15 protein-coding genes are annotated in these 16,400 nt (G+C 46.8%); 7 read left to right on the top strand and 8 right to left on the bottom strand.

Annotated features, from left to right (window positions below; all coding sequences use genetic code 11):
* Positions 1-298: 298 nt before the first annotated feature.
* On the top strand, positions 299-865 hold the full coding sequence (locus KWJ01_RS22685) for an RNA polymerase sigma factor (protein WP_224999416.1): 567 nt from the start codon (positions 299-301) through the stop codon (positions 863-865).
* A 254-nt stretch (positions 866-1,119) separates the two neighbouring features.
* Here the strand turns inward: KWJ01_RS22685 and KWJ01_RS22680 are convergent, their stop codons facing one another.
* Positions 1,120-1,686: a hypothetical protein gene (locus KWJ01_RS22680; RefSeq protein ID WP_224999415.1), complete on the bottom strand. Its 567-nt coding sequence runs from the start codon at positions 1,684-1,686 to the stop codon at positions 1,120-1,122.
* A gap of 955 nt (positions 1,687-2,641) precedes the next feature.
* Here KWJ01_RS22680 and KWJ01_RS22675 point away from each other — a divergent pair.
* Together KWJ01_RS22675 and KWJ01_RS22670 are read left to right on the top strand one after the other, a co-directional pair.
* Positions 2,642-2,953 (top strand): DUF4242 domain-containing protein, encoded by a 312-nt coding sequence (locus tag KWJ01_RS22675; RefSeq protein WP_224999414.1) that lies wholly within the window; start codon positions 2,642-2,644, stop codon positions 2,951-2,953.
* Between the two features lie 3 nt (positions 2,954-2,956).
* Positions 2,957-3,154 (top strand): hypothetical protein, encoded by a 198-nt coding sequence (locus KWJ01_RS22670; RefSeq protein ID WP_224999413.1) that lies wholly within the window; start codon positions 2,957-2,959, stop codon positions 3,152-3,154.
* A gap of 55 nt (positions 3,155-3,209) precedes the next feature.
* Here KWJ01_RS22670 and KWJ01_RS22665 read toward each other — a convergent pair whose 3' ends face one another.
* The 5 genes from KWJ01_RS22665 to KWJ01_RS22645 all read right to left on the bottom strand — a co-directional run bounded on the left by KWJ01_RS22665 (position 3,210) and on the right by KWJ01_RS22645 (position 9,228).
* Positions 3,210-3,458, bottom strand: a complete 249-nt coding sequence (locus KWJ01_RS22665; protein ID WP_224999412.1) for a hypothetical protein — start codon at positions 3,456-3,458, stop codon at positions 3,210-3,212.
* Between the two features lie 182 nt (positions 3,459-3,640).
* Complete coding sequence (locus tag KWJ01_RS22660; protein WP_224999411.1) at positions 3,641-3,898, bottom strand: carboxylesterase family protein; 258 nt, start codon at positions 3,896-3,898, stop codon at positions 3,641-3,643.
* Positions 3,899-3,979: 81 nt separating this feature from the next.
* Complete coding sequence (locus KWJ01_RS22655; protein ID WP_224999410.1) at positions 3,980-5,617, bottom strand: carboxylesterase/lipase family protein; 1,638 nt, start codon at positions 5,615-5,617, stop codon at positions 3,980-3,982.
* Between the two features lie 112 nt (positions 5,618-5,729).
* Positions 5,730-7,598, bottom strand: coding sequence for a gamma-glutamyltransferase family protein (locus tag KWJ01_RS22650; RefSeq protein ID WP_224999409.1), 1,869 nt, complete (start codon positions 7,596-7,598; stop codon positions 5,730-5,732).
* A gap of 157 nt (positions 7,599-7,755) precedes the next feature.
* The gene (locus KWJ01_RS22645) at positions 7,756-9,228 is read right to left on the bottom strand and encodes an Nramp family divalent metal transporter (protein WP_224999408.1); all 1,473 of its coding nucleotides are present in this window, start codon (positions 9,226-9,228) and stop codon (positions 7,756-7,758) included.
* A gap of 265 nt (positions 9,229-9,493) precedes the next feature.
* On the opposite strand from KWJ01_RS22645, the gene KWJ01_RS22640 reads away from it, so the two are divergent.
* The 4 genes from KWJ01_RS22640 to KWJ01_RS22625 are packed head-to-tail and all read left to right on the top strand — an operon-like array spanning position 9,494 to position 12,439.
* Positions 9,494-10,681 (top strand): D-arabinono-1,4-lactone oxidase, encoded by a 1,188-nt coding sequence (locus tag KWJ01_RS22640; protein ID WP_224999407.1) that lies wholly within the window; start codon positions 9,494-9,496, stop codon positions 10,679-10,681.
* The gene (locus tag KWJ01_RS22635; RefSeq protein WP_224999406.1) at positions 10,678-11,058 is read left to right on the top strand and encodes a sensory rhodopsin transducer; all 381 of its coding nucleotides are present in this window, start codon (positions 10,678-10,680) and stop codon (positions 11,056-11,058) included. Before KWJ01_RS22640 ends, KWJ01_RS22635 begins: the two co-directional genes overlap by 4 nt.
* A 20-nt stretch (positions 11,059-11,078) precedes the next feature.
* Positions 11,079-11,552: a DUF2721 domain-containing protein gene (locus tag KWJ01_RS22630; RefSeq protein ID WP_224999405.1), complete on the top strand. Its 474-nt coding sequence runs from the start codon at positions 11,079-11,081 to the stop codon at positions 11,550-11,552.
* 20 nt (positions 11,553-11,572) lie between these two features.
* The gene (locus tag KWJ01_RS22625; protein WP_224999404.1) at positions 11,573-12,439 is read left to right on the top strand and encodes an EamA family transporter; all 867 of its coding nucleotides are present in this window, start codon (positions 11,573-11,575) and stop codon (positions 12,437-12,439) included.
* 29 nt (positions 12,440-12,468) lie between these two features.
* Here the strand turns inward: KWJ01_RS22625 and KWJ01_RS22620 are convergent, their stop codons facing one another.
* A complete protein-coding gene (locus KWJ01_RS22620) occupies positions 12,469-14,466 on the bottom strand; it encodes a DUF3857 domain-containing protein (protein ID WP_224999403.1) in 1,998 nt (665 codons plus the stop codon).
* Between the two features lies 1 nt (position 14,467).
* A complete protein-coding gene (locus tag KWJ01_RS22615) occupies positions 14,468-16,327 on the bottom strand; it encodes a DUF3857 domain-containing protein (RefSeq protein WP_224999402.1) in 1,860 nt (619 codons plus the stop codon).
* Between the last annotated feature and the right edge of the window lie 73 nt (positions 16,328-16,400).

Below are 16,400 nucleotides of genomic sequence, written 5' to 3'. Positions count from 1 at the left end.
AAATTGAAATAATCTATATTAGGCACCGCTTTGAGGCCTGATCCCAGGCCACCTCATGCATCCTCAGCAAACTTTGCTTTTGTTATTACAAGAACCTGGCGCACAATTACATAAACGGTAAGTAGAAATATTCTGTAAAGCTGATATTAGCAGCATGATTGTTAGGATACAGTTCTACTATGAGCACTATTTTTATACACAGAGGCTCACTTGCCACTCTTTTTATCTCCTCTGCCTATACGTTTAACAGTAAGCAGAAAGCAAGTGCTAAACACACACTCATAACTCGGCATTTTTTATGAGTAACAAGAATCTCCATACCACAAAGGAAGGAGTTCTGATAGCTGCTGCTGTACAGGGCGACCAAAGTTCTCTGAGCAAGCTTTACACACGCTACTATCCCAAGGTTGCCTACAGGTGCTTGTCTATTGTAAAAGATAAGGCTACAGCCGATGACCTGGCGCAGGATGTTCTTTTGAAAGCCATTGAAAAGTTGCCGCTCTTCCAGTTGCAGGCCTCCTTTTCTACCTGGCTCTATTCCATAGCCACCAACCACTGCCTGGAGCACCTCAGAAAGGAAAAACAACATCAGTCTGTTTCGCTGGAGGAAGGAATGCACATATGCATTGACGAACCTGAGCAGGAAACACAGTTTCTTTTGGGTTCGCTGGAGAAGAATTTAAGTATTTACCTTAAACAGATGAGCAAGGAAGATCAAAGCCTGCTCATTGCAAAGTACTGCAAAAATAAGTCCATCAGAGAGCTTCAGGATATATACTCCCTCTCTGCGAGTGCCATTAAAATGCGTCTGAAGCGCTCTAAAGAAAGGCTGGCACAACTGCTGGACCAGTCTACCGGCAGCTGAGCAGCTAAGTTATCACATAGCTGCAGTTTGATATCTTATATAAAAACAGCTTAACCTGAAATGATTTGCCAGTAAGGTTGCAGGACATACAGCTGAATCTGGCGTTGATGTGCGTTACAAAAAAAGTCCTGCTCCTGGGGAGATTAAAATACGCCACTAAACGCCAGACCTCAACTCAATAGAGCTCCGGAAAACTGCAGTAGTGCAGCCTTTCCGGAGCTCAGTGAAAGTCCCGTTCCTCTTCTTTATCCGGATCATTTCATCACAACTATTCTAGGTGTCCGCCTGGCATCTTCCTTCAGCTCTCTTTTGCTTTTCACAATCTGCCCGGTTTCATTAAGCATTATGCGCTCTTTTTTACTTCCATTCTTAAGCACAGCAGTATAAAAAACTTTACGCGCATCTCCCCGCTCTTCTGTTACGGTCCTGGTTCTCACCAATAACCAGCCATTGTACTCTTTGCCAATAGTACGAAGCACAGGCTTGGGCAAGGCATGATTCAGCAGTTCTTCCCTGTAAGAAATAACAGATCCATCGGCTTTGTACAGGGTTCTCTTGAAAGCGTGTGATTTTTTGTCCAGGGACCTGCTTTTAACATCGGCCACATAGCTTTCTTTCGTTTCTAATTTTTTAGCAAGCACAGCTCTTTTTTTACTCTTGAATTCAAAGCCCTTATTGTGCCTTTCCACGGCATCCAGCACCGCCTGCGGAGCACTCGCTTCTACTTTCTGGTAAACAGGTTTCTGACTTGCTGTTTGCTGCGCTACGGCAGTACCAGTTATCATCAATATAACTAACAGCGATAAGCTAACTTTTTTCATGATTTAAGATTTTTAAATGGTTTGTTAGAACAGATTTATAAGTTTGGAGCTGATTTTCCGGCACCTTCTGCCCTGCATCAGCACGTTTCTGGATTTTGCCATTACTGCACAAAGGCAAAATCCCGAAGAGTTACAGACCGATAGTTGAAAATCACCTGCATGTTGAGGTTCTGCAGAAGCTCCTGCTATTGTTATAGCACAGGAATTCTGGTAAGGCATACTTTATGCCTCAGCTTTGCAGCACCCGCTAACGGTCTTATCTTTTTTGATTAGTGTTCCTAAACCATCCGCATCCAGGAGTAATGCAGAAGGGGCCCTTTAAAATTCAGGGCATCGGACGTCCTGTGAATGTCTGTTATCTCACAGCCCTTGAGTACCCTTCAGCGACAGTAATGAAATGCAGTTCAGCTACACTAAAGAGGTTGATCAAGCTGTGTTTCTTATTAATTAGATGCTTTTGGAGGCAGGAAGTCACAGCTTTTAAATGGAATTTCTGCCCTATTTATGTAAGCATCAAAATATGGCAGGGCAACGGAAAAAAAAGCTGATGAATGAATGCTCCATGAGCAGTCAGAAACAGGCTGTTTTACCGAATCAGCCTAAGTTCTAGAAAAAATAATGTTTCACATGCTGTAAACTTCAGCAACTAAATCATTAACTTTTAACTGTTCACAGCACAGAAAGCCCCTTATCAGGTGGTTTAGGATTTAACCTGAACTACATTCATAAACAGTAGAAGGCCAGACTTTTTTTGCAGCATGTTTTAAGTATGCTGAATCGCACACCCTAAACCAGGATTGTTCATCCGGGACACACACCTACTTTTTAAACGCTGCCTTTGCCGCCATGGAAAATATGTACTTCTATCCTTCCAGACCATAGTGCCATGTGTAGGCATTCCCTCTCCATCAGAGCATCAACTCAAAGTATATTTTTCACCTAAAGAACAACGATCATGAAAAAATTTATCATTGAAAGAGAAATTCCTGGTGTTGGAAATCTTTCGCAGGATGAGCTTAGGGCTATTGCGCAGGCCTCCTGCGATGTGGTAAATAACCTGGGCAAGCCATACCACTGGGTAGAGTCTTTTGTAACAGAAAACAAGATTTACTGTGTGCACATAGCAGAAGATGAAGACACCATACTGGAACATGCTCAAAAAGGGGGGTTCCCGGCAAACAGCATATCACAAGTGAAAGCCACCATTGATCCTACCACCAGCACAGTTCCTGCTAAAGCCGGCACAGACACTGCTGTCAGCTATTAGTTAATGGCCTTTTTTATTGCTGCAACGCAGCTTTTAGGTGCTTATCAGGCACAATGGCCCATCATTGCCATTTATGGAAGCGTTTTAGCCACGGATTATCATACAGGTATGGGAGGAAGCACCAGCCACAACAAAGAAACGGGTGGTGCTTCCCCTGCTGTGCCTTTTACAAACAGGCATCAGGGCAGGATGTGGGGCTAAAAGCCCTTCGCCTTCAGCCTGTTTGGTAAGCTACACCAAAATATTAGCTGTTATATTATTTGCGACTAGCCAGCTCGGCCTGAATAAGGGTACAAAGCATGTAATCTTCCTTTTCTTCTGCACGCTGCAGGTACACAAGAAGAGATGCTGTAGGTACGCTGGTATAGAACTTTGCCGAAAGTGCATTTGCCGGATCGATAAGATCGGAGGGCAGGCTGATTTGCGCCTCCAATTTCCTCGCAGCACCTTCTCTTACTGTTTTGAGGAAGTCTTCAAATGGATTCATTCCGGAAATATACAGCATGGTAAAATAAGCCACAAGCCTTATAATACTCCCACAATGTAATGTTCTACACATTATTTAAATCACAAAATTTTAAATTCAGGCAGAATTGAGCAGTAGTATAGTTGCTCCATCAATAGCAGATAAAACTTCATTGACAGCCCTATGCAAAAAATGAACAGCAAAGCAAGATTACATAATCCCTATTGGATTTGGGTACTGAGGAAATCTAAGGCTGCACCATCTGTTGTGGGTTTGGCCTCCGGCTTCTTATCAAAAACCATAACCTGTTTTTCGCTGCTTTTATAAGCAGGCCAGTGCGGCAGCTCTTTGCCATTACGATCGCCTGACTTTATGAAGTTTGCCCGGTAAGATGAAATTACTGCTGCCAGCTTATGATCTGCAGATTTACAGCGGCGGTTAACAAAGGAAGGTAATGTTTGAAGGGACCAAAAAAACATTAATCCTGCCAAAAGACTCACTTCTGGCAGGATTAATAACCCATCCGGAAGTTTATTACCCTTCCAGATTAGATCTGATTCCTAAGGATTTCTGCTTAGCTGTTCCAGGATCAGGTAGCGGGGCCGGTTTTGATCGGGCTTTGCCCCGCTTTCTACATCTATTTGCATTAGCTGTGCACCCTCTTCGCCATTAACCGCCGGCCATTTTGGCAAACCCGCACCATTGGGATTACCCGTTTTAATGAAGTTGGCAAAATAATTTTGCATGATCTCCGATACTTTATAGTCTTCGGGTGTCCAGGCAAAAACGGTGTTGGTAGAAAGGTTACCCATGGCATATTCAATTTCTGCCGAGTGTACGGCGCCCTGTGCAGGTGGCACCTTCACTGCATTCTTATCTGAACTTTTTACCACACCACCTGCCAGGCCAGGTGCAGCATCGCCCATCTCTGCCCGCATGGCTGGCCGGGGGCGGGTGTAGTAGTAGCGGTACACCGGCTGATTGCTGGTAGTGGCATGTACGTCAATCAACTTCCAGGTGCTGTAGCCAATAAAACGGTCGCCTGCCAGATCAGTAGCCGATTGCAGCACTTCCGCTTCAGTCGTTCCCGGATATAGCTTCAGCACCTCTTCGGCCCGCTCACCATACAGTTTTTGTACGGTTTTGCGGTAGTTCTCCGGTGTTGGAGCATCCTGTCCCAGCAGGGCCCGGTAACTCATTTCTTCTGAATTCCAGCCTGCCAGCAGGGGCACCTTTGCCTGCTCTCCCCTCTTGAAGATTTCTACCGGCGCACTGGGGAAGAAGTAACCATCCAGGATAGCCGAAAACCTGGGAGTTTCTGGTTTGGCAGTAGCCTCCAAAAGTTGCTCTGCTGGCATGGCACGCAGGGCTGCCAGGGAGTTAGCCCCAACAATGCCTGCAAATTTAACACCATACTCCTCGGCCTGGGCAAGTGGTGTGATGGGCTGCAGCGAGAGCAAGGAACCACTTTCAGCAATAGCACCGGCAATCATGTCTCTTGACAAAGGAGAGGCCATCTGGGCGCTTACGGAATAAGAACCGGCCGACTCGCCGGCAATGGTTACCCGGCTGGGGTCGCCTCCAAAGGCTGCAATGTTCTGCTGCACCCATTGCAGGGCTGCCTGCTGATCCATCAGCCCGTAGTTACCCGATGCATTATGCGGCGATTCTTTGGTAAGCTCCGGATGGGCCATAAAGCCAAATACCCCCAGCCGGTAGTTAATAGTGAGGGCCACAATACCTTTTTGGGCCATGCTTTCCCCATCGTAGCGTGGTTCGGAGCCATCGCCTGCCATAAAGCCACCGCCGTAAAAGTATACCAGCACGGGCAGGCGCTCCTGGCCAGATTTGGCCGGTGTCCATACATTCAGATAGAGGCAGTCTTCGCTCATGCCATTGGAGCGGAAATTCATATCGCCAAAGATAGGGCGCTGCATGGCCCTTGGGCCAAACTTATCGGCTTTAAGCACCCCCTGCCAGTTTTTTGGAGGCTGCGGTTCCCGCCAGCGCAGCTCTCCTACAGGTGGCTGTGCAAAAGGAATACCTTTAAAGGAGCGGATACCGCTTTTTTCAGTAACACCTTCTACCACACCATTGGCTGTTTTAACCCGGTTTGCAGCTGAAGAATTCTTATTGGATTGGGCAAATGCCTGTGGTATTACCAGTACTGCCAGCAGCAGTAGAATAAGTTTTTTCATAAGGCCTGATAAAAATAAATATTCGGGCTAGTGAACATTAATATGTTTTCTTTTCAGTGAAACTGAAACAGTTAAAATATTAGTATAAAGTAACTAAGGTAGCTATAAGATATTACCAGCCAATGCCATAGTCTTCGCCATGGTTGCTGGAGCCACCCCAGAAGGTACCATGCTCCCAGTCGAACCAGATGGCATTCACCGGACCGGAAGTTCTATCCTGGTAACTGATGCTGTAGCCCATTCGTGCCAGTTCTTTTCTGCTCCAGGGTGGCATGGCAGAGTTTAAGATAAGCCCTCCGGGGATTTTCTCATGCTCTCCAAAGCTGGTGTACATCTGCTGGGTTTTGAAGCTTGGGGCTTCGGTGGCCTCCTGCACCGTCATGTTAAATTCTACCATGTTCAGGAAAAACTGGAGCAGGAGCTGGTCCTGCTCATCGCCGGCCTGTTTTGCAAAAGAAAGGAAAGGCCTGCCATCTTTCAGGGCCAGTGAAGGGGTTAAGGTTACCCTGGGGCGCTTGCCGGGAGCTACCACATTGAAAGGATTTTCTTTTTCATCGAGCACAAAACTCTGCATGCGCTGGCTCATGCCTATACCGGTATTGCCGGCAATGCAGGCAGGAACCCAGCCACCGCTGGGGGTAATGGATACCACCCAGCCTTCTTTATCGGCAGCCTCCACAGTAGTGGTTCCTGCCTGAAACCGGGCATAAAATTCTTCATCTGCTGCCGGATTACCGGGCTGATACAGCTGGCTTTGTGCATTGCCCCAGCTTTGCAGCAGTCCTTTGTAGGGGTTCTCTTTTCCTTCATAGGGGTAGGGGTCTCCGGGCGCAGCCTTAGGGTTGTTCATATCGGGGTTGATCTGCTTGCTGCGCTCCAGGGCGTATTCCTTGGAAAGCAGCCCACGGATTGGTTCTTCCGGGGCAAAAGCAGGATCTCCATAATAGAAATCGCGGTCGGCAAAGGCCAGGTTCATGGCCTGGTAAAGTGTGTGAATGTAGCGGGTGGAGTTGTACCCCATGCTCTTCAGATCAAAGTTTTCCAGGATGTTCAGGGTTTGCAGCATGGCCGGACCCTGTGTCCAGGTCTGCAGCTTGTATACATCTATGCCCCGGTAGCTGGTCATCAGGGGTTCTTCAATCTTTACCTGCCACCGGGCAAGGTCCTGCTCGGTAATAAGCCCCCCCTGCTCCTTTGAGCCGCGAACAAACTCCTTTGCAATGTCTCCTTTATAGAAGCGGTCGTATGCGGCATAGATGGCTTCCTTCCTGCTCTTTCCCTTCTTCAGGGCCTGCTGCTCGGCTTCCACCATTTTACGAAGAGTTTCCAGCAGGTCTTTCTGCACAAAGATCTCACCTGCATTTGGTGCTTCGCGGCTTTCGCCCAGGTGTGTCAGGAATACTTTTTTGGAGTAGGGCCACTCTTTGATGCGCTCTTTGCCCCGCTCAATGCTGTTTGCTGTTTGTGCTTCTATGGGATAGCCTTCGGCCATTTGCATGGCAGGTGCGAGCACGTCTTTCAGGCTCATGGTGCCCCATTCGGCCAGCATGGTAAGCAGGCCACCCGGAGTGCCCGGCGTTACGGCTGCCAGCGGTCCCCATTCTGGCGGATACTGCATGCCCTTACGTTTAAAGAACTCTGGTGTAGCGCCTGTTGGTGCCACGCCCAGTGCGTTAATGGCAATTACCTTTTTTGTTTTTGGATTGTAGATCAGTGCCTGCGTTTCGCCACCCCAGCTGAGCACATCCCACATGGTGCAGGTGGCTGCCAACATGGCACAGGAAGCATCTACTGCATTACCACCCTGCTGAAAGATCATGGCACCGGCTGTTGCAGCCAATGGTTTTCCTGTAATAGCCATCCAGTGGCGCCCATGCAAAGGCGGCTTCTGGGTGCTTACAGGAAAGTTATTAAACGACTGTGCATGGCTTAGCTGGGCACACGCCATAATGCTGCAAACCAGCATAAATATTTTTCTCATAGTGGAGGCATTAGGTCTCTCCACTAAAAATAAGTGAAATCTTGTTTAGGTAGTGCTTTTTAAAACGGCAAATGCCTTAAAGCTGAAAATTAGTGGGAGCAGATCCAATGAGCGCAGCTGCTCTCCGGTAAGCTGCTTTACAACTTTGTAATGCAGTTTAGCCGCCCCCACCCAGGGTAGCGAAGTGGAAAACTGCAAAAGCTCCATAGGCAAAGCCCGAGAGCCACATGGCCGCCGTAATGAATTTACCGGGCCTTAGGGGTGCCGGCAAGCGGGTGCGGTTTAGGTAAAGGGTTAGAAAAACCACCACAGGTGTATGAACGGCTGCCACAGTGCCTGCAACAGAAAGAATCTCTACAGGATCTTTCACAATAAAAAATACAATAATAGGCACTATAGCTCCCAGGGCAACTGCATATATAATGCGCAGCAGCTCCTTGTTTAAGATAAAAGAGGTGAATTTTTTCTTCCTGCCGCTTAAATCATCTGTGGGTTTGGCTTTGTTCTCGGCCGCTAAGGGAAGCTCCGGGTCTACCAGTTTTTTCTTCTGAAGATAAGGCAGTGCCAGAATAACGGTACCATCTGCAAACATGCGTCCGTAGCCATCCTGGTTAGATAGAATGGTGCCTACCAGTGCGATTAGGATGCCCACTATAAGTGACCAGCGGCCTACCTCGCCCCAAACGCCTGAGAGTAGCTTGGTAAGGTCTTTTGCCACATCTATACCCTCCGGAATAAGCCCCTCGGGCTGGAGCAGCTCCGCTCCCAGAATAAGAAAAGAGATCAGGATAAGGCCACCGCCCACTACTCCCACCAGGGCCGTAACCGTCATGGTACGGAGCCACCTGCGCAGTTGGCTGTAGGTTCCTTTATGCTCTGTGATATCATGCTTTTCATCTTCATAACTAAAAGTTTTAACCTCCTCCAGAGAAGTAAGCTCCCCGCCATAAGCTCTTGCTGCAACCCAGTAAGAGAACCACATTATGCCCGATGCACCTGCCAGAATAAACCCGACCCAGGGTATTACAAAATCCACATCAATATCAGAAGGAATGGACGGAACAGCTCCCTGTGCCAGCTTTCCTATATCTGGCAGCACCACAATAGCGCTTACAATTACCACCAGCACCAGCACACCTCCCAGAATTGAAGTTACCCTTTCAATGGTGGCATATTTGCCCGTTACCACCAGCAGCAGACACAGCAGAATAAGCCCGGTGGCATAATACTCGTATTGCCAGGGATAGGCAATCATCATGGCACTTCCGGCCAGGGCTGCTATTCCTGCAATGGTAACCACAGCAGCTAAAAACTGTGGAATAATAATAAAGTAGAGGGGCCAGTTAGTGCTGCCGGAAATATCGCGGTAACCCTCAAAAATGGTTTTTCCGGTTACAACGGTGTAGCGTCCCACCTCCCGAATCATCACCCACATGAAAAACATAAAAATCAGGGCCATCCACAAAAATTCATAGCCATAGCGTGAGCCAACCCGTGGCGTGAACAGTACAGAGCCTGACCCTACAGCAGATACCATCCACAACAGGCCCGGGCCATACCATTTTAATCTATCAAATCCTTTAGGTGCTTTCGGTGAGTCTTTTCTTCTTGCTTTCTCTTTAACAGACATAATTCTAACACAAACGCAGTAAAAGTGGCAGCAAAAGGCCACATACAATAACTTCCACTATTACTTACCTGTATTGTTGCACAAAGTTTTGTTAAGAGAAGGAAAAAGGAACATTAAACTGCGGCTGATGGGCAGGGCAGCACCATTAAATATAAACCCGTAACACCTAAGCCCGATTCTTTAAGCACACTCTTGCACTATGCCTCCTCCAAACCAGGCATATCTTTTTGGGTTATGCATAGAACAACTTAGTAAGAAGGCATAAATGGCAGAAGAATGGGTTAACTGGTCTGGTAGCTTAAGATTCACCCCGGGAGTAGTGGAAAGACCAAACAATGAAGAAGCAGTAAGGCAGCTGGTTACACAGGCACTGGAACAAAAAAAGAAGATAAGAATTGCCGGTGCCGGGCACTCCTCGGTTCCCTTGGTGAAAACAGACCAGATTCTTGTTGAGCAGGGAAAAATGAATGGTGTTATTGCACATGATGAGGAAACCAGACGCGTAAAAGTACTGCCGGGCATTCATATTGCGGAAATAGGGGAAGCGTTGGTCCGCAGGGGCCTAAGCATGCACAACACCGGCGATGTTGATTTTCAGCGCCTGGCTGGTGCATTTGGCACAGGCACGCACGGCTCTGGAATAAAGCTCCAGAATTTGCCAGGCATGCTCACAGGCTGCCGCCTGGTAGATGGCAGGGGCAGAATCAGGGAATTCACCCAGGAAAACAATCCCGAGATGATGAATGCCCTGCGGGTGTCGCTGGGTGCTTTAGGATTTTTCACAGAGCTTACCATACAGACCGAAACAGCCAGGAAGTTTACCAGGGAAGAGTATTGCACACACATCGACACCTGCATGGAACACCTGGATGAGCTGATCAATAAAAACATGATGTTCGATTTTTACTGGTATCCCCGCAACGATCTTGTTAAGCTCAGGCTCTGTAATCCAGAAGGCGAAGGCATGAATAAGCTGTCGTTTGCTCATAAGATCAAGCATGAAGAGGGATGGCTGTACCAGATTCTTCCCCGTGATCGAAAGCTAAAGTTTGATGAAATGGAGTATGCCATTCCTTATGAAGCAGGACCTGCCTGTTTTCAGGAGATAAGGAAAAGGGTAAAAGAAAAGCACCGGCAATATGTGGCATGGCGCTTATTTTACCGCACTATTGCTGCCGATGAAGGTTACTTAAGCCCCTTTCACAAACGCGATTCTGTTACAATTGCCGTGTTACAAAACAATGTACTGGAGCATGAGCGCTACTTCAATGACATAGAACCTATTTTCAGGGCCTATGGCGGAAGGCCCCACTGGGGCAAGAAGTTTAGCCTGAAAGCAGAGGAGCTCAGGCCCCTCTACCCGAAGTGGGATGAGTTTCTGCAGATCAGAAAGGAAATGGACCCGGAGGGAGTTTTTCTGAATGAATATTTAAAGGAGATTTTGGGCGTATGAGCAACAAGGCAGTAGGAATGAAAAAATGGGCATTTTCAGACGGGTACATTCCTGTACAAAGCACCGGCCATGAACCCGATTTTGTAAGCAGTGATAAACTATCGGTACTGAATACCACCAAAGAAGATGCTACTATCAATATAACACTTTATTTTACCGATGGTGAGCCGGTAGGAGAATTTAAGATTGAGGTAAAGGCAGAACGGGTACGGAAATTCCGCATCAACGATCTCATAGACCCACAGGCCATTCCGCTTGGTGTTGCCTATGCCGGAGTTATAGAAAGCAACGTGCCGGTAGTAGTGCAGTTCACCAAACAAAACACAGCGCAAAGTAAGCTGGCCCTGATGGGAACAATGGCCTTTCCGCTAGACTAAAGCCCAGAAGAATAGAAGCGATGTCTGAATTGAACATACTATCTGCCATGATTACACCGGTGGTGCTTATTTTAGCCACCGGACAGCTCATTCTCACCACCTCGCAACGGCTGGCCAGAAGCATTGAACGCGCCAGAAAGCTATCCGATCAGTTTGAAGAACTGACAAAAAAGCCAGCCGATGACGCAGTATCTGAAAAGAAAGCTTTTTTGTACCAGCTCCTGCTAAGGGCAGCCTCCCGTTCCCGTAAGCTGCAGCAAGCCATGAGCCTGCTCTACGTGGCTTTATCATTATTTGTAGGTACCAGTGTAGCCATAGGCCTGCTGGAAGCCCTGGACCTGCAGGCTTTCTGGCTACCCGTAGCCTTAGGTCTTGCAGGTGCAGGCCTGCTCCTGTACGCAACAGTTTTGCTCATTCTCGAAACCAGAATTGCCCTGGGTGCAGTTGAAAAAGAAATGGATTATCTCACCCAGCACTACGGCCGGCAAATGTAGTAGCAACAGAAACAGAAAGGATGTTTGGATTCTTTTTAGCCTCCATCACCGCCTTATCCGAGGCGCTCAAAGATATTTTCAGCAAGCACAACCTTCGGCATGTAGATGAGTATACGGCTTCTTTTTCCATGCACCTGGCTATTTCTGTGCTGCTGGCACCTGTGGTTATTTTTATGGGCATCAGACCGCTTTCCGGCCGCTTTCTAGTAGCACTTTTAGCCTCCACCATTTTGCAGCTGGCTGTAATACTGCTTTACATGAAGGCTATTAAACGGTCGGAGCTTTCTGTTACGGTACCCCTGGTAACGCTCACGCCCCTTTTCATGCTCATCAGCTCGCCGCTGCTGATTGGCCAGTTTCCCAATGCAACAGGCATTGCCGGTATTTGCCTCATCGTAGCAGGCACCTATATTTTAAACATAGGGGGCAGCCGGGGTAATTTCCTGGCTCCTTTTGCAAGCCTTATTACCAACCAGGGCTCCAGATACATGCTGATGGTAGCCTTTATCTGGAGCATTACTGCCAACATCGATAAAATAGGGGTAGAAGAAACATCGCCAGTCTTCTGGGCCTTCTCCAAAGATTTCATCATCATGCTCTACCTGATCCCCATCATGTTCATTAAATCAAAGCAGCCTTTGCAGCAGCTCAGGAGCAGGGCTCTGCCTCTCTTTGGGGTAGGCTTATTCAGAACCATGAGTGTGCTAAGCCAGATGTTTGCCATTCAGCTGATACTGGTGGCCTATGTTATTGCCATAAAAAGAGCCAGTGCGCTGCTGATTATCCTCTATGCTTTCTTTTACCTGAACGAGAAACAGTACTTTAAAACAAGACTGATCGGCCTGCTAATTATTACCCTGGGCCTGGTGCTGATTGCTGTTTCCTAAACTATGTAATTTATGCTGCACTGTTCTGCTTAGATCTTTTCAAGCACCAGTTGCTCGTTAAATTTCTTCACGATCATATCTATATAGTACTTTACCCTGGCGTACTCTCCAGACACATACACCCCCTTTTTAAAGTGATACTGGGCACTGGCCTCTACTACATTATCTGTTATGGTGTACTTCAGGTTTATTTCTGCCAGATCATTATCCACCGCAAAGGCTTCAGGCACCCCTACCAGCTTATAACCAGCGGGAATTTCCAGCCTGGAGATGAGCAGTTCCTTTTTCGGATAGATGAAATCTACGGGGTAGGAACGTTTTTTTTGTGTAAGGGAATTTTCCTTTATCGGGTAATTCAGGAAGGGTGATACTATAATCTTATTATCAATTCGCTCAAGTGCCGTTACACCTTCGTAGGCTATGGTATAGGGCAAACTGGTTTTCTCGAAGTTAAACGTCCTTATCCTGGAGACATCACTGAACCCGCTCTCTAAGAGTTTCTCCCTGATCTTTACAGAGTCGTTTTTGAACAGGTTTCTATAACCCAGCGCCTCAAACTCTGTGCTTTGCACCGTTACCATTGCTTTGGCTGTCAGGTTTTCCGGATCCAGGCTCAACCCTATGGTTTTATTATCCATCGACTGGATACTGCTGTATAGGTCAACCCAGGGTACTTCATCTTCTTTTACTACCAGCCCTCTTTCATTAATGCAGCGGGGTGGTATTCTGTTGTAAGCAACCAGTGCCTCTGTTCCATCTGTCAGGAACACATGATCTCCTGCATTTACCAGCACAATTACATAGTTGAAAAAATGTTCGAAGGGATAATCAGACTTGATTTTTCCATGGTTGCGGGTGCTTAAAATTACAGGCTGGGCATCAATACCGGCAGCCCTTAGCATAGCAGTTAAAAAAAGATTTATATCGGCAGCGTTGCCGGTTTTCTGATTTACAAAATCTTTGGGGCTTTTGGATGAAAACTTCGAGTAGTACCCATTCCAGCTAAAGCTGTTTTTCACATACTCGATAATCTGCCTGCTCTTTTCCAGCTTATTAGCCTGGTCTGCTGCTATTTCCTGCTCCAGCAGCTTTTTAGCCAGCCTTTCTGCAGTTTTGGTGTACTTGCCAAAGTTGTCGTTTTTGAGCAGTTCTTTGGTAAGCTCCGGCCAGGTAGAGATAATACTGGTAGTGCCACCCCGCGGGCTGTGAAACTTGGCAAGCTGAAAATCCAGTTTTATCAGGTAATCTTCACGAGAAGTGATATAGCTTTCGTCCTTAAAGGCTGGCACATCCTTCAGTACATAGGTGTGGATCATATCTTTGAACTCAAACCCGCTGCCAACATTTTGCCCGTAAGATTTATTGACACTGCCAAATTCACGGACCACAGTAGAAGGCTTACTCTCCTGGAAGTCAAATTTGCTGATGCCCTGGGCCAAAAACACATACTCATAAAAGGGAATCAGGTTTGCTGTATACTCACTGTAGAGTGTAGGAATTTTATCCTGAAACTGCCAGTCGGGTAGGTTAAAGTGAAAGGGTGTTTCCAGCACGTATTTGTACTCAATGATGGTACCCTCTTTTACATCCGGGAAAACAAACTTTTTAGCCTTCCAGCGATCATTAATCTTTTCTTCATAAACCGCGCTTTGGTCTACTGCTTTCCTGAATAACTGGCCCTGTTCAAAGTTATAGCTATAGGCTTCAATGGAAACAATCTTTTCAGTTTTACCGAAGCCATCTACATAAAACGGAATTGACACCTCGGCCTGGTTAGTGCCGGCCCTGCTTAATACTTTAACCCTTCGGCTGCGGGTAAACCGTATATCGTACCCCCTTTCCGTATCAAAAAACACAGATTTTCCTATATCGAACAACACTACTGCCTCTGCTTCAGGATCTTTCTCATACACCTTGAATTCAAATTCGTTGTTGCTGATAACTCCGAACTCTCTCGATAATTCCTGGGCTAAAACCGGCTGGATAAATAAAAAAATAATAGCAACTGTAACGATAGTGCTGCGCATTTTAGTTGGGGTTTAATACTATGGCTGATTTCTTCTGCGACTCCTTTACAGATTCGATAAAGTCATAAAAATGAGGATACTCTTCTATGGGATAGTTACCGGCAAAAAGCTGAAAACTTCTCTTTACACTAATCCGGCCGTCTGCCTCCTGATATTGCTCCCGGTATCGGCCAAATTTTGATTCTATGGCTACATCCAGGGGCAGCTTGGTTTTGTACTGGTTGGCAAAGGGCAGCAGGTAGGTGATAGAATCCTGTTTATTTACAGGATAATTTATCCGGAGCGGTGCAGTTCTGCTGCCGGCGCTTTCCAGCCTGGGCAATTTTAAAGCATTAGGTGAAAGTACCAGGCTGTTGCCCAGCCTTCTTAGCTGGCTGTTTACCTTAAGGGCCATCTGAAGCTGCAGCAGGGGCAAATCACGGTCCTCCTGGTTTATCTGCCAGCTTAGCATTTCAGCATAAGTAACATTAATGCTTTCACTTATTGCCCTTTGCTGATCCTTTTCGCTGTACTCGTGTTGCAGGTACCTAAGGTTTTCGAACGCCTCCCCTCTTAAATTTGCCAATATGTTCAGTGTGCCTTCTCCCTCCTGGTTTAATGCATAGGTATAGGTGGTATTTTCCAGTACATCCTCAAGCGATAAAGAGGGGGTTTTAACAAGTTTGCTGCCACTATTACCCACTGCTAAGGCGTAGCGGTTCTGGGTAAAGGTTCCCAGGTAATTGTAGGGAAGGTGGCTGGTGGTATTTTCCAGCCAGAGGGTATCTCCATCCAGTGGCACACAAAGCACAACGTGGTTAAACTGGTGGCTGGGAAATTCCGGCTCAAACTGAACAGGATTTGCATCTGCATGAATAATGGTATAGAATGACTCAATGCCCACCTGTTTCAGGAGCGCCTTCATGTAAATGGTTAAAGCCTTGCAATCGCCGTATTTATTGGTGCATACATAAGAGGCCGGGTAGGGCTTCAGGCCTCCAGCATCTATAGACACATTGATGTACCTGGTATGGTCCTGCAGGTGGTGGTAAAGAATTTTGATAAGCTCTCTTTTATCGGTGATACCCCGGGTGAGCCTTTCCACCACAAATTGTTCTGACTGGGGAAGAACATCCAGTCCTGTATTGATCCTGTTCAGCCAGTCTCCATAGGAGGCCCAGCTTTTAAAGCTACCTTTAAGCTCGTAGTTAAATTCTTCGGGAACGATCTTTACATGTGGAATGCCCTCCTGAACCGGGGGCGCAAAAACTTCTGACGCAACAGGCTCCACCCCCAGGATCTGCCAGCTGAGGGCGCAGCTATTCTCCAGGGTATCGGCCTTATAGGTGAAGGCATCCGGGAAGCGTATGTTTACCTTGTAATCGAGCGGTAGCTGAACCTCGAGAGATGCTTTTCTGGTAGGAACGTTTGTATATAACACAGGGTACCAGCTGGCCACATGCAGAAACTGATCCATTACTTTCCTGTAGCTGTATTTTACCCTGTAAGGATACTCATGCCATTTAAGATCGAATTCACTGACATAGCTATCTTCGAAAAAGGTACCCTGAGAAATAAAGCTTCTGCTAACAATTTCTTTCTTTTTCAGGCTTCTGACCACCTTTCCATTTCTATCAAGAACGGTAGCCTCAAGAACATCTAATTTATCTCCGGCTCTGTAGGGTATCTCTATGGCCGTAATCCAGTCCGACTGCTTATTATTGACCTGAATCAGGCAGGATGTTTCAACAGTTAGCTTTCCCGGGGCTGCTTTGATAAAAGTGTTGTACTCAATGACTTCGTTACCAGGCTGCCCAAAAGCAGCCGAAACCAGTGCTAAAAAAAGAAAAATGGTAATAGAATACTGCTTTTGTATAAGCATTGCTGTTCCGGAATAACCGTAACAATATATTAGTAGCTGCAGTATTTTCCAAACGGGCTGGCTACATTAGCAT

This window comes from Cesiribacter sp. SM1 (assembly GCF_020178975.1).
Classification (GTDB): Bacteria; Bacteroidota; Bacteroidia; order Cytophagales; family Cyclobacteriaceae; genus Cesiribacter.
The sequence above is the reverse complement of the archived record's forward strand: the minus strand, read 5'-3'. Positions and strand labels throughout refer to the sequence as shown.